This is a genomic window from Streptomyces sp. So13.3, assembly GCF_005860785.2.
Classification (GTDB): Bacteria; Actinomycetota; Actinomycetes; order Streptomycetales; family Streptomycetaceae; genus Actinacidiphila; species Actinacidiphila fildesensis.
In genome coordinates this window covers 1175706-1193857 of sequence record NZ_CP048835.1, presented here as the reverse complement: position 1 = coordinate 1193857, position 18152 = coordinate 1175706, and the positions used below count along the sequence as shown (strand labels likewise).

Here is an 18152-nt window from a genome sequence, read left to right as displayed (position 1 = left end):
ACGGGTGGACGGGCGCACGGGTGGACCGGCCGATCGGTGGAGGGGAGAGACATCATGGGGGCACGGAAGCTGCATCCGGCCGAACGGGTCGCCGAGTACACCCGGGCGGGCTGGTGGGACGGCGAGACCACGGACTCGCTGCTGCGTGAACGTGTACGCACGCATCCCGGCCGGCTCGCACTGGTCGACCCGCTGAACAAGGCGGACCTGGTGGGCATGCCGGTCCGCAGGCTGAGCTGGGCCGAACTCGACGCGGACGTGGACCGGTTCGCGGCCGTACTGCTGCGGCACGGCGTCGGCCAGGGCGATGTCGTGGGGGTGCAACTGCCCAACATCGTCGAGCTGGTGTGCGTCTATCTCGCCTGCTGGCGGATCGGCGTGATCGTCTCCCCGCTGCCGGTGCAGTACCGCGAGCACGAGACGGTGCAGCTGGGCGGGCTGGCGGAGTTCACGGCGTTCATCACGGCGGTGCGGGTCGGCGAGCGGGAGATCGCCGCGGAGGTCGACGCTCTGCGCGACCGGCTGCCACAGCTGCGGCTGTTGTTCGCGTACGGAGCGTCCAACGCAGCCGACGCGGCCAGTCATCACGTACCACCCGGGGCGATATCGCTCGACGCCGAACTGCGGTCACCGTACGACCCGGCCGACGTCGCGGCGTACACCCGCGAGCACCCCGTCGATCCCAACGACTGCGTCACCATCTGCTGGACCTCGGGCACCGAGAGCACCCCGAAGGGCGTCCCGCGCTGCCACAACGACTGGCTGGCCATCGCCTGGACGTGTCTGGAAGCGCCGAGGATGACCGCGGACGACGTGTTGCTGAATCCCTTCCCGATGGTCAACATGGCCGGTTTCGCCGGGCTGTTCCTGCCGTGGCTCCGGATCGGGTGCGTCCTCGTCCAGCACCACCCCTTCGATCTGCCGGTGTTCCTCCGGCAGATCGCCGAGGAGCACGTCACCTACACCGTCGCGCCGCCGGCGCTGCTGACCATGCTGCTCGCCAGGGACGAACTCCTCGCGAGCACCGACATCTCCTCGCTCACCCGGATCGGCTCCGGCTCGGCGCCGCTCTCCCCGGCGATGGTGCGCGGCTGGCAGGAGCGGTACGGGATCGGCGTCATCAACTTCTTCGGGTCGAACGAGGGCACGGGGATGCTCACCGACCCGTACGACGTGCCGGATCCGGAGGAGCGGGCGCGCTTCTTCCCCCGGTACGGGGTGCCCGGCGTCGAGTGGTCCACCCGTGGCGCCGCCTGGACGAAGGTGCGGATCGTCGATGCCGCCACCGGTGAGGACATCGAGGAGCCGGGCCGGCCGGGGGAGTTGCGGATCAAGAGCCCGCAGGTCTTCGCGGGCTATCTGGGCGGCACGGACCTGCCGAGCCCCTTCGACGACCAAGGCTATCTCAAGACGGGCGACCTCTTCGAGATCGCGGGCGACCGCGGGCAGTTCCTGAAGTACGTCGACCGGGCGAAGGACGTGGTGATCCGCGGCGGGATGAACATCGCCCCCGCGGAGCTGGAACAGCTCCTCGCCGGGCATCCGGCGGTGGCCGAGGTCGCGGTTGTCGGCTATCCCGACGAGGTGCTGGGCGAGAAGGCCTGCGCCGTGGTCGTCGCCCGGTCGCCGCTCGTGCTGGACGACCTGGTCGGCTACCTCAAGGAGCGGCACATCGCCTCGTACAAACTGCCCGAACGGCTGGAGCTGCGCGACGCACTGCCGCGCAACCCCGTCGGCAAGGTGCTCAAACGGGTGTTGCGCGACAGCCTCTGACCGGCGGCGGACGCCGGCCGGCAGTTTGTCCGCCGCCGCGCTACGGGACGCGTTCCAGCAGAACCGCCACGCCGAGGCCGGCGGCGCCGCTGACCGCGGCGACGCCGTACCGGCCCGCCCGGCGCTCCAGTTCCTCGACGCAGCCGCCGATCATGACGGCTCCGGTGGCGCCGAAGGCGTGCCCCATGGCGATGGTCCCGCCGTTGGGGTTGAGCCGGTCGGGGCCCGCGTCGAGATCGCGGCGGAACCGCAGGCAGAGCGCGGCGAACGCCTCGGCGAACTCGAAGACGTCGATGTCGGCGGGGCGCAGGCCCGCCTTGGCGATGACCCGCTCCACGGCGGTCTGCCCGGCCGTCAGCATGATCACCGGGTCGGTGGCGGCGGTGGCGGAGGCGACGATGCGGGCGCGGGGGCGCCGTCCGGAGTCCGCGCCGCCCAGCAGGAGCAGGGCGGCGCCGTCGGCGAGGGCCGGTGACGTGCCGACGGTGTGCAGGTGCTCGATCCGGCGGGCCTCGGGGTGGGCGGCCAGTGCGAGGGCGTCCTGTCCCTCCGCCCCGAGCACCGCGAACGCGGGTTCCAGCGCGGTCAGGGACTCCGGCGTGGTGGCCGGGCGGATCAGTTCGTCGTGCTTCAGGCCGCCGGTCGGGACGACGCTCGCGTCGAAGTGCCCGGCCTCCCACGCGGCGGCGGCTTTGCGCTGGGTCTCCAGCCCGTAGGCGTCGAGTTCGGCGCGGGTCCAGCCGTCGAGGGTCGCGTTGAGGTCGGCGGCGATGCCCATGTGGACCGAGCCCACCCGCCGGATGGTGTCGGGGTCGCAGAACAGCGGGCCGCGGTCGCTGAACATCGGGACCCGGGAGGTGCTCTCCACCCCGCCGGCCACCGCGGTCCGCAGATCGCCGGCCCGGATCCGGGCGGCGGTCTGGGCGACCGCGTCGATACCCGAGGCGCAGAAGCGGTTGACGGTGCCGCCGGGAACGCTGTCGCCCCAGCCGGCGAGCAGCGTCGCGGTTCTGGCGAGGTTCGCGCCCTGTTCGTCCACCTGGGACGCGGTGCCGATGACGACGTCCTCGACCAGCGCGGGATCCAGCCCCCGGTCGGTGAGGGCGTGTTGCAGGCCCACGGTGAGCTCGACGGGGCTGATGCCGTGCAGCGCGCCGCGCGGGGAGCCCTTGCCCCGTGGGGTGCGTACGTAGTCGAGCACGTAGACGTCGTCCATCGCGGTCCCTTCTCCGAGTGACTCTGTTAGTTGTAGCATCGCATCGGAGGTGACGGATGAACACATGGGTGCTGGGCGGTCATCAGACGGATTTCGCCCGCAACTGGGCGCGGGCCGGGCTGGAGTTCTCCGATCTGGTGCGGGAGGTGGTCGACGGGACACTGGCGGACGCGGAAGTGGAGCCCGAGGACATCGGCGTCATCCACGTCGGCAACGCCTTCGGCCAGCTCTTCACCGGCCAGGGCCAGCTCGGCGGGATGCCCGCGACCGTGGAGGACCGGCTGTGGGGTGTGCCCGCCTCGCGCCATGAGGCGGCCTGCGCCTCCGGCGGGATCGCGGTGCTCTCCGCCATGGCCGATCTGGAGTCGGGCCGCTACGACTGCGCGCTCGTCATCGGCGTGGAGTTGGAGAAGACGGTGCCCGGCGACGAGGCGGCCCGCCACCTGGGCGCGGCGGCCTGGACCGGGCACGAGGGCCAGGACGCGACCTTCATGTGGCCGTACATGTTCTCCGCGCTCGCCGACGAGTACGCGGCGCGGTACGGCCTGGACGACGCCCATCTGCGGGCGATCGCCGAGCTCAACTACCGCAACGGGCGAACCAACCCCAAGGCGCAGACCCGCGACTGGAAGCTCACCGAGGCGAGCTTCACCGCCGACGACCACGCCAATCCCGTCATCGAGGGCCGGGTGCGCCGCCAGGAGTGCAGCCAGATGACCGACGGCGGCGCGGGCGTCGTCCTGGTCTCGGACCGCTGGCTCGCGGACCACGCGCCCGCCGGGCGGCGCGCGCGGAAGCCCGCCAGAATCGCGGGATGGGGACACCGCACGGCCGGACTGCCGCTGCGACAGAAGACCGACCGCAGCGCGGGGGAGCCGTACGTCCTCCCGCATGTGCGCCGGACGGTGCTCGACGCCTTCGGCCGGGCCGGAATCGGTGGCATCGACCAGGTCGACGGGCTGGAGACGCACGACTGCTTCGCCATGTCCGAGTACATGGCGATCGACCACTGCGGCATCACCGCGCCCGGACAGAGCTGGCAGGCCGTCGAGAACGGCGACCTCGAGATCGGCGGCCGCATTCCGGTCAACCCGAGCGGCGGACTGATCGGCGGCGGCCACCCGGTGGGCGCCACCGGCGTTCGGATGCTGCTCGACGCGAGCCTTCAGGTCACCGGCCGGGCCGGCGGCTACCAGGTCGACGGAGCACGGCGCTTCGCCACACTCAACATCGGCGGGAGCACGACCACCACGGTCGGCTTCGTCGTGGAAGGGGAGGAAACCCATGGACGTTGAGATCGTCGGGCGCGCCCTGTCGACGCTGCCGGAGGACGACGACCACCCGTACCGCACCGGACCCTGGCGGCCGCAGACGACCGAGTGGCGGGCGGACGATCTGGAGGTGACCGGTGAGATCCCGGCCGACCTCGAAGGCGTCTATCTGCGCAACACCGAGAACCCCGTGCACCCCGCGATCTCGCTGTACCACCCCTTCGACGGCGACGGCATGATCCATGTGGTGGGCTTCCGGGACGGAAAGGCCTTCTACCGCAACCGCTTCGTGCGCACCGACGGCTTCGCGGCCGAACAGGAGGCAGGGAAGGCGCTGTGGGCGGGCATCGCCGAGCGGCCCGCGCTGTCGCTGCGCGCCGACGGCTGGGGTGCGCGCACCCGGATGAAGGACGCCTCCAGCACCGACATCGTCGTCCACGCCGGCCAGGCCCTGAGCAGTTTCTGGCAGTGCGGGGACCTCTACCGGCTGGACCCGCTCACCCTGGAGACCATCGGCAAGTCGCCCTGGGCACCGGACTGGGGCGTCTCCGCGCACACCAAGGTCGACGAGCTGACGGGCGAACTGCTCTTCTTCAGCTACGCCACCGAGGCGCCCTATCTGCGCTACGGGGTGGTCGGCCCGGACAACCGCCTCAAGCACCTCACCGACGTCCCGCTGCCCGGCCCTCGCCTGCCGCACGACATGGCGTTCACCGAGAACTACGCGATCCTCAACGATTTCCCGCTGTTCTGGGACCCGGCCCTGATCGCCCAGGGCAAGTACGCCTCCCGCTTCCACCGCGACCTGCCGAGCCGCTTCGGGGTCGTCCCCCGGTACGGCACCGAGGTCCGCTGGTTCGAGGCCGACCCGACGTACGTCCTGCACTTCGCCAACGCCTACGAGGACGGCGACGAGATCGTCATCGACGGCTTCCACCAGGGCTGCCCCGAACCGGCCGACCCCCGCGGGGAGGGCGTCTACCAGCGGATGTTCCGGTTCCTGGCGCTGGAGCGGATGGAGACCCGGCTGCACCGCTGGCGGCTCAACCTGGTGACGGGGCAGGTGAAGGAGGAGCGGCTCAGCGAGCGTTTCACCGAGTTCGGGATGATCAACCCGAACCTCGGCGGACAGCCGTACCGCTACACGTACGCCGCCACCCAGCGTCCCGGCTGGTTCCTCTTCGACGGCATCGTCAAGCACGATCTGCACACCGGGAGCGAGGAGCGGTACGCGCTGCCCGAGGGCGTGTACGGCAGCGAGACGGCGATGGCCCCGCGCCCCGGCGCGACCGCGGAGGACGACGGCTACCTTGTTACGCTGACGACGGACGTGAACGCCGATCGTTCCGAGTGCCTCGTCTTCGACGCGGCGCGCCTCACCGACGGGCCGATCGCCCGGGTGCGGCTGCCGGAACGGATCTCCAGCGGAACGCACTCGACGTGGGCGGCCGGCTCCGCGCTGCCGGGCTGGCACGACGGGAAGAGAATGCTGTAACGCGAACGCGGAAGGAGCCGAGTGGACGACGCCGCACCGACCGAGCTGCCGCCCGGCGGGCAGAACGCGATCGCGGTGGCACTCGGCCTGCTGGGCGACGAGTGGACGCTGCTGATCCTCCGCTACGCGCTGCAGGGCGTCCGCCGGTACCAGGACTGGCACGACCGGCTGCCGATCTCCAACGCGGTGCTGACCGCCCGGCTCGCCCGGCTGACCGACATGGGGCTGCTGGTGCGCGATGCGTACCAGCAGCGGCCGGTCCGTTACGCGTACCAGCTGACGCCGCGCGGGCGGGAGATCCGGCCGGTGCTGGTCTCGATCTGGGGCTGGGAGTACCGCTGGGTCGACGCCCACAGCGAGCGGCTGCCGTGGATGCGGCATCGCGGCTGCGGGCAGCACATGGAACCCGTCATGGTGTGCGGCGGCTGCGAGCAGCCGGTGCGTCCGCGCGACGTGAGCAGCGTTCTCGGCCCGAGCGGAGCCGCCGGACGCTCCATCCCGTCGGGCGCCACCCGGCGGCGCAGCGCCGCGGGCGCGGAGGGCGGTGCCGGGCTGTTCCCCGAGACGATGTCCCTGATCGGCAACCGCTGGTCGGTCGGGCTGCTCGGCGCGGCGTTCCTCGGCGCGCACCGCTTCGGCGAGTTCCAGCAGCGGCTCGGCGCCCCGCCGGCGATGATCGCCGACCGGCTGCGGACCTTCTGCGCGCTGGGCGTGCTGGAGGCCCTGCCGGGCGAACCGGGCCGCGGCTCGTACCGGCTCACCGCGAAGGGCCGCGCCTTCTTCCCCGTCGTGATGACCCTGATCGACTGGGGCCAGCATTGGTTCCTGGCCCCCGAGGGACCGGCCCTGCTCTCCACCCACCTGGGCTGCGGCGCGGACTTCGCGCCGGGGCTGCTGTGCGACGGATGCCGTCAGGTGCTGTGCGACAGCGACGTACAGGTCATCGGCGAAGAACCGGCCGCGGCCGTCCCGGCCCGGGCCAGGTGACGGGTCAGGTCCTCATGCGTCGCTCGACCCCGGCCGGTCACAGGCTTCGGCCGTTCCGGGAGAAGTGCTGGTAGTCGGGGTTGTCCCAGCGGCCGCCCCACTGCCAGCCGATGGCCTGCATGGCGCTGTGCACGACATCGCCCGGCCGGATTATCCCCGGTACGGACCGGTCGCGGTTCAGGAACTCGGCCGCGTCGCTGGGGTGGACCTGGCCGTTGACGTCGACATAGGGGTTCTCGACGGTGTTGATGTCGATGGCGTCGCCGTAGGAGTGCTGCGACTCCGTCCCCGGATCCCCGGTGACCTGGCGGCAGTTGAAGGCCGAGGTGTTGTCGGCCCGCATCGCGGCCTCGTCGTCGCCGTGGAAGTCGGCCATCACCTGCATCCGCGCGATGGGGAAACGCGCCGCGAACGCCTTGGTGAAGACGGCCACCACGGGATCGACGACGTTCTTGTGGACGATCAGTTCGCCGGCATGCACCGTCCCGTCGTAGCCCCAGTAGTTCATCCGGATCAGCCGCAGGTCGTCCGGTCCCACCGGGCAGCCGGCGCGGTAGGTGTCGACCAGCTTCTCCATGGGGACGGCCTCGACGGTGGCGTCGAGGGACGGTTCCGGCGCGGCGGACGCGGTCGCCTGGGGCCAGCCGCCGAGAAGCGCGGCGGTCAGTGCCACCGCCCCGAGGCGGTGGGCCGTGCTTCGAGAAGGTCGCATGGGAGGAGGGGTACCAGGGAGGCCGGTGGTCAATCGGCTGCGGTGGCCGGGTCGCCCGTGCGGCGCACCTCACCCGGCCGCGGTGACCCGAACGGCCCAGCGCGGAGCCGGTCGGGCCGGGGCCGGGCCCGTTCAGCGGCTGCCTCAGTGGCCGCCGCGGAATCTGGTGGCGGGCGCCAGAACCATCACCGCGGCAGCCGACACGATGAGGACCGCGGCGGCGATCCATCCGGTGGTGTCGAAGGCGTCCGTGAACGCGGTCCTGGCGGCTTCCGTGAGCGCGGTGCCCTCCGGCCCGCCGAGTTGTCCGGCGGCCACGACCGCCTCGCCCAGCGAGTCCTTGGCGGTCTCCGCCACGCTCTCCGGGACACCGGCCGGGACCACGAGATTGCCGTGGTGGAAAACCGTGGCCAGGCTTCCGAGGAAGACGATGCCGAGCACGTTGCCCAGCTCGAAGCCGGTCTCCTCGATCGCCGCCGCGCCGCCCGCTCGGTCGGCGGGAGCCGATCCCATCAGCAGTCAGCCGCCGCTCTGCGTCCGGTGCCGCGTGACCGGTGCGCGGGTCCGTTCGATCCGCGCACCGGTGAGTCCCGCTTGGCCCACTCCAGCGGGTGCGTGGGCTGCGGTCGCGCCTAGCGTGGCGGTATGGAAGCCGAGCACGGTGCGCAGGGTAGGGCGCGTTCTCTTTCTGAGGGGTGGAGGGCGTTCAAGCGGTCGCCGTTTCTTCCTGCTGTGGTGCTGGTCTTCATCGTGGCGGCGGCGGCCGGGCTCTTCGCCGGGGGTCTTATTGCTAGGCGATGGCCAACCCGACTCCGCACCGGATTCCCACGGCGGTGACGGGGAACTCCGACAAGGGCGAGGCGTTCGTGGCCGGCATGGAGAAGGCACTCGGCGCCTCGCTCGTCGTACGGCGTTATGCGACCTACGACCAGGCGGTCGGGGCCATCGAAGACCAGAAGGCCTTCGCGATCATCGAGCTCCGACCTGCGGCGGTGCGGCTCGATACGTCCGGTGCGGCCGGTGCGTCGGTCTCCCGGCTGCTGACGGCCGCCGCGCCGAAGGTCGGTGCCGTGCTGGGGACCCCGGTGACGGTGCGGGACATCAGACCGCTGCAGTCCACCGACCCGCAGGGGCTCGCGCTGTTCTACATCTCGCTGGCCGCCGTCATCATCGGCTTCGTCGGGGCGATCCAGCTGAGTGTGCACGCCAGGGCGCTCAACGCGGGGGAGCGGATCGCGTTCACCGCCCTGTACTCGGCCCTCGGCGGATTCGTCATCTGCGCGGTGGTGGACTGGCCGCTGGGCGTGCTGGACCTGCCGTTCGCGCAGTCCTGGCTGATCCTGGCACTGACGATGTTCACCTCGGGCATGGTCTTCACCATGTTCAACACGCTCGTCGGGCGGTGGGCGATGATCCCGACCTGGGGCCTGATGGTGCTGCTCGGCAACCCGTCGTCGGGCGGCGCGGTGTCCTGGCCGCTGCTGCCGTCCCCGCTGGGGCACATCGGCCGGTGGCTGCCGCCGGGCGCCTCGGTGAACGCCCAGCACAACGCCATCTACTTCGCGGGGCACCAGTTCGTCTTCCCGTACCTGGTGCTCATCGCCTGGAGCACGGTGGCCGTGACGGTCTTCACTGTCTGGCGGAACCGCCATTCGGGCGGCCGGGAGCACAACCCCCTGCACGCCACCGCGCCGGCCGCCACCTAGCGGTTCCCGGACTCCCGCGGGCCCGTCAGGGCAGTCGCGCCGGGGGTGGTCGTTGATCCACTTGCCGTGCGGGGCGTGCGGGTGTGACCTGGAGGGAGACAGCGGAAGGAGTTCCGTCATGGCCGCTTCCACAACCGTGCCGGTACGGCACCAGGGCTCGCTCGGGGTGGCACTGCCCGTGACGCTGGGCGTGATCTACGGCGTCTGGGCGGTCTTCATCGCGCGCGGGGGCGAGGGGCTCACCGCCGGTGACATCGGGCTCGGTGTGGTGGCCGGTCTCGCGTTGGCCGTGCTGTGCTTCCTGCTCGGCAGAACGCAGAAGGCGCTGCCGCGCGAGCTGCGTGCCGCCGCCTACGGGACGCTGACCGGCTGCTCGGTCGGATTCCTGCACAGCCTGACCGACGAGAGCATCCTCAGGTGCGTCGGCATGGGCATCTTCTTCGGGGCGGCGGCCGCGGCTGCCTCGTACTACATCTTCTACACGCACGAGCCCTGACCGCTGTCGGTTCCGGGTCCGGTCCCGGCGTCGCGTACGCGGCGCGCGACCTGGACCCGGTTCTCAGGCGCGCAGATACGCCGGGTCGGTGACCACATCGGAGAGATAGAGCGTGACGATCCGCTTGGCCGAGGCGAGCATCGCGGGATCGCCGAGGGGGTCGGTCCTGAAGGCCAGTTGCAGGACGGCGTCGGCGGCCGTCACCCCGGCCCGGCCTCGTCCTGCGAGCACCGGCACAAAACATGAACGCGTGTCGCGTTCGTATTCTTAGGGGACGGCCCGGGCCGGCGTCAAGGGCTGTGCGTGGGGCGCCGCGCGGCGGAACGGCGTCGCGGCGGGATCGAGTTGGTGGCAGGGCGATGCATCGGCGTATGGCCGGTTCTCAACCTTGCGGGCAACGATCGATGTTTTGCGTCAAGTCATGGACTTGCTGCGGCTCGGCTCGTAGGGTCGGAGATGTCTGGACCAGACGTGCGTGTCATCAGCCCGAGCGAGCGCGCACAGCGCACCGCGTTCCGGGCATGCGCCGCCTGATCGTCCGTCATCCGGGTGGGGGCCCGGCGGCGGACCGGTGTGGGCCGTGCCTCGGTGAGGTACGGCCCACACCCGGTATGTCAGACGGGCCTGCGCCCGGCGGCCGGAGTCTCGCCGGAGCCGCGGACGATGAAACGGGTCAGCAGGATCACCGAACGCGGCGCCGAGCGGTCGCCGTCGATCCGCGAGAAGAGCAGGTTCGCCGCGGTGCTGCCGAGCGCCACCGGGTCCTGGCTCACCACCGTCAGCGGCGGGCTCAGCCGCTCGGCGAGCGGGAAGTCGTCGAAGCCGACGATCGCGATCCGGTCGAACAGACCGCCCTCGGCCTGGCCGAGACCGTCCATGACACCGATGGTGATGAGGTCGTTGCTGGTGAACAGCGCGGTCGGCGGGTGGCGCAGGGCGCGCAACTCCGCCAGCGCCGCGGCCGCGTCGGGCTGGGAGCGCAGTTCGTGCCGCACCAGTTCGGGATCCTCCGTCACCCCCCGGGCCGCCAGGGCCTCCTGATAACCCGCGTAGCGCTCGCGCTGGGTCCAGATGCCGAACCGGTCACCGAGATAGGCGATCCGGGTGTGCCCGTGGTCCAGCAGATGGGTGACGGCCCGGTTCGCCCCGGCGCGGTTGTCGACGGTGACGGTGTCGACCGCCAGTCCCTTGGCGGGCCGGTCGACACAGACGACCCGGGTGCCGCCCTCCATGGGCTGCTTGAGGAACCCGTGACTGCCGATGGTCGGCACGAGGATCAGCCCGTCGACCTGCCGGGCGCAGAACGCCGCGACGACCTCCTGCTCCCGGCGCGGCTCGTCGTTGGTGCTGCCGACCAGGACCAGATAGCCGCGCCGGTGCGCCTCGTCCTCCACGGACCGCGCCATCAGGGCGTAGAACGGGTTCGCCAGATCGTCCACCACCAGACCGATGGTGGACGTCCCCAGGTTCTTCGACCGCAGGTTCCGCGCGTTGTCGTTGCGCTGGTACCCCAGCTTCCGCACCGCCTGCTCGACTCGGGCCGTGGTGTCCGGGGACACGGCCGACTCGCCGGATATGACACGGGAGACCGTCATCGGACTGACTCCCGCGGCGCGGGCCACGTCCTTCATCGTCGGGCGCTTCACGGGCCTCCTCATCGACGGGTTCCGGTGCGGTGCCGGAATCCGACGCGTGGTTGATGGCCGGCGGGACCCTCCGCACTCCCCGCGTGCGGTCCGGGCACCGGCGGCGCCAACGTTACCCACCCATGCCGCCGGGACCGGGGGCGGGACCGGGTGAACCCCCAGGTCCCGCCGCCGGCCCGGGAATCAGCAGGCGGACTTGTAGAAGTACTTGGTGATGGCGGGATCGGTCATGTTCTCCTTGGTGATGGCGACCATGGGAGTTCCGATCTGCGCGGTCACCTTCTTGCCCTGGATCGCGGCCAGCGCCTGATCGACGCCCTGGGTGCCGATGCCGCCCGGGTCCTGCGCGACCAGGACGTCCAGGGTGCCGTTCTTGAGCGCGGTGATCTCGTCGGGTTCCGCGTCGAACGCGGCGACCTTGACCTTGCCCTGCTTTCCGGCGGCCTGCAGTCCGGTGGACACGCCCTGGGCGGTGTTGGTGTTGCCCGCGAAGACGCCGCCGAGGTCGGGGTGCGCGGCGAGGGTCGCCTGGATCTGCGACGCGGCCGTGGCCGGCAGGTCGTTGTCGTACAGCACCGGAAGCAGCGTGATCCCGGTGTGGTTGCTCTGCATCTCCTCGGTGAAGCCCTTGATCCGGGCATCGGTGGTGGAGACCCCGGGCTTGACACTGATCACGATGGCCGAGCCCTTGTCGCCCATCAGCTGCGCGAGGGCCTTCGCCGCGGCTTTGCCGCCGGCCTCGTTGTCGGAGGAGATCCGCGAGACGCCCACCGAGGCCTCGGTGACCGAGGTGTCGACGAGTACGACCTTGGTGCCCGCGCCCTGGATCTGCTGGAGCGAGGGGGTCAGCGCGGTGCTGTCCACCGGGGATATCAGCAGGCCGTCCGGGTGGGTGGCGGCGACCGAGTCGATGATCGGCCGCTGCACCGCAACGTCCCACTGCGCCGAGCCGTTGGTCTTGAGGTCCACGCCGACCTTCGCGGCCTCGGCCTGGGCGGCGCACGCCATCGTGATGTAGAAGGGGTCGCTCTTGACTCCGGTGATCAGCTGGATGGTCTTCTTCCCGGAGCCGGATGACCCGTTGTCGTCGCTGCTGCAGCCGGCGGTGGTGGCCAACACGGCCAGCACCGCGCAGCATCCGGCGAACTTCGTGGCTCTGTGCATGGCGGAGATCCTTCTGTGAGGGTGCGGCCCGAGGGGGAGCAGGGGAGGGGGAGTGCGCGGGGACCGCGGTCAGCCGCGGTCGCGGCTGCGCCTGCGGAACTGGTCGAGGTAGACGGCGAGGACCAGGACCACGCCGATGGCGACGTCCTGCCAGTACTGCTGGACGCCGATGATGATCAGGCCGGTGGTCAGGACCGCCGGGATGAAGACACCGATCACCGTGCCGAGCACCGAACCGCGCCCGCCGAAGAGACTGGCGCCGCCGAGCACGACCGCGGTGATGACCTTGAGGTTGTCGGTGGAGTGGCCGGCGATGGACGTGGTGCCGAAGTAGGCCAGCCACATCACGCTGCCGAGCCCGGCCAGCAGTCCGGCCAGGGCGTAGACCAGGACGAGATGCCGGTCCACCGCGATGCCGACCCGGCGCGCGCCCTCCGCGTTGGAGCCGATCGCGTACGTGTAGCGGCCGAACCGGGTGTAGGCGAGCACCAGGCCGAACAGGACCGTGGTGCCGAACGCGATGACCACCAGCCAGGGGATCTGCCCGAAGAGCTTGCCGAACCCGATGCTGTGCTGCAGCTTGCCCGACACGGCCCCGGTCAGGTCCTGCCCGCCGGTGATGATCTGGGCGAGCCCCAGGGCCGCGCCGAAGCCGCCGAGGGTGACGATCAGCGGCGGCACCTTGGCCTTGGCCACCAACAGCCCCTGGACCGCGCCCCACACCAGCCCGGTGGCCAGGGCTATCAGCGCGGCGACCGTGATGGTGCCCCAGCCCGACTCGGCGCCGCCGTGGTGCACGGTGTACTCGCCGGACAGCACAGCGGCCAGCACGAGGACCGAGCCGACCGACAGATCGATCCCGGCCACGATGATGACGAAGGTCATGCCGACGCCGAGCACCAGGTAGATGGCGGCGTTGGTGGCTATCTGGGTGATGTCGTACTGGGTGAGGAAGGTGCCCGGCGCGGCGATGGTGAAGAAGGCGACCAGGAGGACCAGGACGCCGAACGTCCAGGCCTCGTTGACCGCCGCGATGCGCTTCGCCCAACCCGGCACGGTGAACCGCGGCCTCGGGGGCACGGGCGAGCCTTCCTCCGCGGGCACGGGCGAGCCGTCCCCGGCCGGTATCGGGGACCCGGTGGGCGCCGGCTCCCCGGCTCCCGTCTTCTCCAGCCGCGGCTTTCCTGTATCCGTCATGTCCTGTCCCGCCGTCTCCGACTTCACGCTGCGCCACCGTTCGACGCCGGGTCCAGTGCCCCGGTCATGGCGCCGACCAGCTCCTCGACCGACGACTGCGCGGCGGTGAACCGCGCCACCCGGCGGCCGAGCCGCAGCACCTCGACGCGGTCGGCGACCGACAGCACCTCGGGCATGTTGTGGCTGATCAGGACGACGGCAATACCGCGGTCCCGGACCAGCCTGATGGTGTCGAGCACCCGCCCCCGCTGCACCACACCGAGTGCGGCGGTGGGTTCGTCCATGAAGATGATCCGATTGGCGAAGGCGACCGCCCTAGCCACCGCGACCGACTGGCGCTGACCGCCCGACAGGGACGCCACGGGGACGCCCACATCCTGCAGATCGACCCCGAGTTCGGCGAAGGCCGCGACGGCCGACCGGCGCATCGCCGCCCGGTCGAGCACATGGAGCCGTCCGAGCAGACCGCCGCGGAACAGCTCCCGGCCCAGATGCAGATTGGCCGCCGCGTCCAGGTCCGGGGCGAGCGCCAGGTCCTGGTACACGGTCTCGATGCCGTACCGCCGGGCGTCCAGCGGGCTGGTCAGCCGCACCGGCGCGCCGTCCACCAGGATCTGCCCGCCGTCCGGTCTGATGGTGCCGGACAAGGTCTTGACCAGAGTGCTCTTCCCGGCGCCGTTGTCGCCGATGAGTGCGACGACTTCGCCGGGCCACGCGGTGAAATCAGCGCCCTGGAGAGCCTGGACATGACCGAAGTGCTTGGTCACCCCCCGCGCCTCCAGGAGTGGTTCTGTCATCGAGAAGCCTCCCCGGGCCTTGGTAACGTTCTCAGCGATTCCCGGATTGTGGGGGTGGCCTGATGTCGTGTCAATACTCTGCGCACAGGTGCGATTTAGCCGCCCAGGTCCGGACAATCTCGCGATTCGCGGCGCAGTGAGCACTCTTGACAGGGAATCAGGGACACGTCAAGAATCCTGTTTCGATTGATAACGTTCACATGCACTTCGAGCATCCTCCGTGCCTTCAGGACGCTGGCCCCGCGGCGAGCGGCCTCCCCCACGACAAGGTGGTTCTCCGTGCTCCGATCGCATTCCGTCCGGCACTGTGCTGCCCCGGGCGTCAATCCACCACCCGAACGGGCGACCCCGCTGCTGAGACTCGGTGTGGCCTTCTCCTGCCTGCTGCTGACCGCGGTCGGCGCGGTCGCGTTCGCCTCGCCCCCGGCGCACGCCGCCGTGTCCAACCCGACCCAGTACGTCGACCCGTTCATCGGCACCGACGACAGCACCGCGCCCAACCCGGTGCCGGGCGGCGCCGGCGGAAGCACCTATCCGGGCGCCGTGGTCCCGTTCGGCGGCGTCCAGCTGAGCCCGGACACCCCGACCGCCTCACCGTCCGGCTACCGCGCCTCGGACACCACCATCGAGGACTTCAGCGCCACCCACTTCGACGGTGCGGGCTGCTCGAACAACGAGGACCTCCCGATGCTCCCGGTCACCGGAGCGCTCGGCGCCTCACCCGGCACCAGCTGGACCAGCTACGCGTCCGGCTACACGAAGGCGAACGAGGCCGCCGCGCCCGGCTACTACAAGAACCGGCTGGACAAGTACGCCACCAACGTCGAGCTGACCGCGACCACGCGCACCGGCATGGGCAAGCTCGTCTACCCGGCCGGCACCACCTCCCGGCTGTTGATCAACACCAGCCGCAGCGCCACCGGCAACCGCAGCGGCTCGGTCCAGATCAGCGGCTCGGAGGTCAGCGGCAGCGTCACCGCGGGCGGCTTCTGCGGCTCGTCGAAGACGTACCAGATCTTCTTCGACATCCGCTTCGACAAGGCCCCCACCGGCTTCGGCACCTGGAGCGGCGGCACGGTCACCGCGGGCTCGGCGAGCGCCAACGGCACCAACACCGGCGCCTATGTCACCTTCGACACCACGGCCAGTCAGAACGTCCAGTTCAAGGTCGCCCTGTCCTACGTCAGCGTCGCGAACGCGAAGACCAACCTCACCACGGAGAACAACGGCTGGGACTTCAACGCCGTACGCACCGCGGCGGACACCTCCTGGAACCAGATCCTCAACCGGGTCCAGGTCTCCAGCGGCGGCGCCACCGAGCTGCAGAAGTTCTACACCTCGCTCTACCACGTCTTCCAGAGCCCGAACATCTCCAGTGACGTCAACGGTGACTACCGCGGCTTCGACGGGGCGGTGCACAACTCCGCCCACCCGGTCTACCAGAACTACTCCGGCTGGGACATCTACCGCTCCTGGGCGGCCCTCATCGCGCTGATCGCGCCGACCGAGGCGAGTGACATCGCCAAGTCCATGGTCCTCGACGGCCAGCAGGGCGGCCTGCTGCCCAAATGGTCGCAGCAGACGAACGAGGACTTCGTGATGACGGGCGATCCAGGACCCATCATCGTGAGCAGCATGTACGCCTTCGGCGCCCGTGACTTCGACACCGCCGCCGCGCTGACACTGATGGAGAAGTCCTCCAACGGCGGTACCACCCAGGGCACCGCGATCCGCGGCCGGCAGTCCACGTTCACCAGCCTGCACTACATCAACGGTGACCCGTCGGACTCGCTGGAGTACTCGGCCTCCGACTTCGCGACGGCGCAGTTCGCCAAGTCGCTGGGCAACACGACGAGCTACAACACACACATGACGCGCGCCCAGTGGTGGCGCAACACGTTCAACACCGAGTCGGGTTTCGTGCACCCGCGCAACAGTGACGGCAGCTGGCCCTGGCCCCTCGACCCGGCCAGCCAGTCCACCTTCACCGAGGGCAACGCGGCCCAGTACACCTGGATGGTCACCTACGACTTCGCCGACCTCATCAACTCGATGGGTGGCCGGCAGACCGCCGTGCAGCGACTGGACCACCACTTCACCGAGGTCAACGCCGGGCAGAGCCGGCCGTACTACTACATCGGCAACGAGCCGGAACACGGTGTGCCGTGGGCGTACGACTACGCCCGGCACCCGTCCGGCGCCTCGGACGCGGTGCGCAAGGTGATGACCGAGTCGTTCACCACCGGACCGGGCGGACTGCCCGGCAACGACGACCTGGGTGCGACCTCCGCCTGGTACGTCTGGGCGGCGCTCGGCATGTACCCGGCCACCCCCGGCGCCGACACGCTCGCCGTGCACGGCCCGACGTTCCCCTCCATCACGATCCAGCGGGCCGCCGGGGACATCACCATCAACTCCTCGGGCTCCGGGAACTACGTCCAGGGCCTGAGCGTCAACGGCACGTCCACCAGCCACAATTACCTGCGCTACCCGGACGTGGCGGGCGGCGGGACGCTGAACTACACGATGGGCGGAACGCCGAGCGCCACCTGGGGCACCGGCGCCAACGACGCGCCGCCGTCCTTCCAGGACGGCGGGACCTCGGTCCCGGCCGCTCCCGAACTGGGTGCGAATCTCGCCCAGGGCAAGCCGGTGACCACCGCCTCGACCCCCTGCGCGGCGGCGGAGTCGGCGGACAAGGCCGTCGACGGCACGCTGAAGAACAACAGCAAGTGGTGCACGAACTCGACGAGCCCGGCGATGCAGGTCGACCTCGGTTCCGTGCAGACGGTCTCCTCGTTCGTCCTCAAGCACGCCGGACTGGGCGGCGAGAACACCGCCTGGAACACCGGTGCCTACCAGATCCAGACCAGCACCGACGGCACGACGTGGTCCACCGCGACGACCGTCACCGGTTCCCGGTCCAGCAGGACGTACAACACCATCGCCGCCCGGCAGGCCCGCTACGTCAAACTCGCCGTCACCACACCCGGCAACAGCGGAGCCACCGCCGTGCGGATCTACGAACTCGAGGTCTACGGGGGCGGCAGCAGCGGCCCGGCCAACCTGGCGCTGAACCGGCCCGCCACCGGGTCCGCCTCCTGCAACACCACCGAGACACCTGACAAGGCGGTCAACGGCAGCGTCTCCGGAGGCAACACCGACAAGTGGTGCTCGGGCGCCGCCGGAACCAAGACCCTCCAGGTCGACCTCGGCGGATCGCACGCGCTGAGCTCGATCACCGTGCGGCACGCCGGCGCCGGCGGGGAGTCGGCGGGCTGGGACACCAAGGACTTCGATCTGCAGGTCTCCACGGACGGCACCACCTGGACCCCGGTGGCCCAGGTGCGCGGCAACACCTCCGACGTCACCAGCAACCCCTTCACCGCCACCGCCCGCTACGCCCGTCTCGCCGTCATCACGCCCACCCAGAACACCGACACCGCGGCCCGGATCTACGAATTCGAGGTCTACGGCACCTGATCAACCGTCCTTCCGAGCCCCGGTCGTCGACCGACGACCGGGGCTCCGCCGCGCCCTCACTTCGAACGTGATGGAAGGAGTTGCGGCCTCCACCCCCCTCCATGAGGCTGGGCACCGCCGACCGAGCAACCGTTTCAGGACAGCGGGGGAAGGGTCGGCAGGCCGGCGGGGGGACCAACACGGGGGTGTGGTCCACCCGCCCGCGCCTT

14 protein-coding genes and 1 pseudogene are annotated in these 18152 nt (G+C 70.6%); 7 read left to right on the top strand and 8 right to left on the bottom strand.

Annotated elements, in window-relative coordinates; all coding sequences use genetic code 11:
• Nucleotides 1–54: 54 nt before the first annotated feature.
• Nucleotides 55–1773, top strand: coding sequence for a class I adenylate-forming enzyme family protein (locus C8250_RS05615; protein WP_138353435.1), 1719 nt, complete (start codon nucleotides 55–57; stop codon nucleotides 1771–1773).
• Nucleotides 1774–1813: 40 nt separating this feature from the next.
• On the opposite strand, the gene C8250_RS05610 is transcribed toward C8250_RS05615, so the two are convergent.
• On the bottom strand, nucleotides 1814–2989 hold the full coding sequence (locus tag C8250_RS05610) for an acetyl-CoA C-acyltransferase (protein ID WP_138353436.1): 1176 nt from the start codon (nucleotides 2987–2989) through the stop codon (nucleotides 1814–1816).
• A gap of 56 nt (nucleotides 2990–3045) precedes the next feature.
• Here C8250_RS05610 and C8250_RS05605 point away from each other — a divergent pair, with 56 nt between their 5' ends.
• Genes C8250_RS05605 through C8250_RS05595 form a run of 3 tightly spaced genes read left to right on the top strand, consistent with a single transcriptional unit; the run spans nucleotide 3046 to nucleotide 6742 of the window.
• Nucleotides 3046–4284: an acetyl-CoA acetyltransferase gene (locus C8250_RS05605; protein WP_138353437.1), complete on the top strand. Its 1239-nt coding sequence runs from the start codon at nucleotides 3046–3048 to the stop codon at nucleotides 4282–4284.
• Nucleotides 4274–5755 (top strand): carotenoid oxygenase family protein, encoded by a 1482-nt coding sequence (locus C8250_RS05600; RefSeq protein WP_138353438.1) that lies wholly within the window; start codon nucleotides 4274–4276, stop codon nucleotides 5753–5755. The genes C8250_RS05605 and C8250_RS05600 overlap by 11 nt, the downstream gene beginning before the upstream one ends.
• A gap of 21 nt (nucleotides 5756–5776) precedes the next feature.
• Nucleotides 5777–6742, top strand: a complete 966-nt coding sequence (locus tag C8250_RS05595; protein WP_138353439.1) for a helix-turn-helix domain-containing protein — start codon at nucleotides 5777–5779, stop codon at nucleotides 6740–6742.
• Nucleotides 6743–6779: 37 nt separating this feature from the next.
• Here C8250_RS05595 and C8250_RS05590 read toward each other — a convergent pair whose 3' ends face one another.
• Together C8250_RS05590 and C8250_RS05585 are read right to left on the bottom strand one after the other, a co-directional pair.
• Nucleotides 6780–7454 (bottom strand): M15 family metallopeptidase, encoded by a 675-nt coding sequence (locus tag C8250_RS05590; protein ID WP_138353440.1) that lies wholly within the window; start codon nucleotides 7452–7454, stop codon nucleotides 6780–6782.
• A 144-nt stretch (nucleotides 7455–7598) separates the two neighbouring features.
• A complete protein-coding gene (locus tag C8250_RS05585; protein ID WP_138353441.1) occupies nucleotides 7599–7967 on the bottom strand; it encodes a hypothetical protein in 369 nt (122 codons plus the stop codon).
• Nucleotides 7968–8099: 132 nt separating this feature from the next.
• On the opposite strand from C8250_RS05585, the pseudogene C8250_RS05580 reads away from it, so the two are divergent.
• Together C8250_RS05580 and C8250_RS05575 are read left to right on the top strand one after the other, a co-directional pair.
• Nucleotides 8100–9160, top strand: a pseudogene (locus C8250_RS05580) (ABC transporter permease).
• A 118-nt stretch (nucleotides 9161–9278) separates the two neighbouring features.
• The gene (locus C8250_RS05575) at nucleotides 9279–9656 is read left to right on the top strand and encodes a hypothetical protein (protein WP_232486000.1); all 378 of its coding nucleotides are present in this window, start codon (nucleotides 9279–9281) and stop codon (nucleotides 9654–9656) included.
• Between the two features lie 63 nt (nucleotides 9657–9719).
• On the opposite strand, the gene C8250_RS05570 is transcribed toward C8250_RS05575, so the two are convergent.
• The 5 genes from C8250_RS05570 to C8250_RS05550 form a co-directional block, all read right to left on the bottom strand.
• The gene (locus tag C8250_RS05570; protein WP_187144744.1) at nucleotides 9720–9887 is read right to left on the bottom strand and encodes a hypothetical protein; all 168 of its coding nucleotides are present in this window, start codon (nucleotides 9885–9887) and stop codon (nucleotides 9720–9722) included.
• A 383-nt stretch (nucleotides 9888–10270) separates the two neighbouring features.
• On the bottom strand, nucleotides 10271–11302 hold the full coding sequence (locus tag C8250_RS05565) for a LacI family DNA-binding transcriptional regulator (protein ID WP_244808979.1): 1032 nt from the start codon (nucleotides 11300–11302) through the stop codon (nucleotides 10271–10273).
• A 183-nt stretch (nucleotides 11303–11485) separates the two neighbouring features.
• A complete protein-coding gene (locus tag C8250_RS05560) occupies nucleotides 11486–12466 on the bottom strand; it encodes an ABC transporter substrate-binding protein (RefSeq protein ID WP_138353442.1) in 981 nt (326 codons plus the stop codon).
• Between the two features lie 69 nt (nucleotides 12467–12535).
• Complete coding sequence (locus C8250_RS05555) at nucleotides 12536–13663, bottom strand: ABC transporter permease (RefSeq protein WP_138353443.1); 1128 nt, start codon at nucleotides 13661–13663, stop codon at nucleotides 12536–12538.
• Between the two features lie 23 nt (nucleotides 13664–13686).
• Nucleotides 13687–14460: an ATP-binding cassette domain-containing protein gene (locus tag C8250_RS05550; RefSeq protein WP_138353444.1), complete on the bottom strand. Its 774-nt coding sequence runs from the start codon at nucleotides 14458–14460 to the stop codon at nucleotides 13687–13689.
• Nucleotides 14461–14739: 279 nt separating this feature from the next.
• On the opposite strand from C8250_RS05550, the gene C8250_RS05545 reads away from it, so the two are divergent.
• On the top strand, nucleotides 14740–17943 hold the full coding sequence (locus C8250_RS05545; protein ID WP_198358978.1) for a GH92 family glycosyl hydrolase: 3204 nt from the start codon (nucleotides 14740–14742) through the stop codon (nucleotides 17941–17943).
• Nucleotides 17944–18152: the final 209 nt, after the last annotated feature.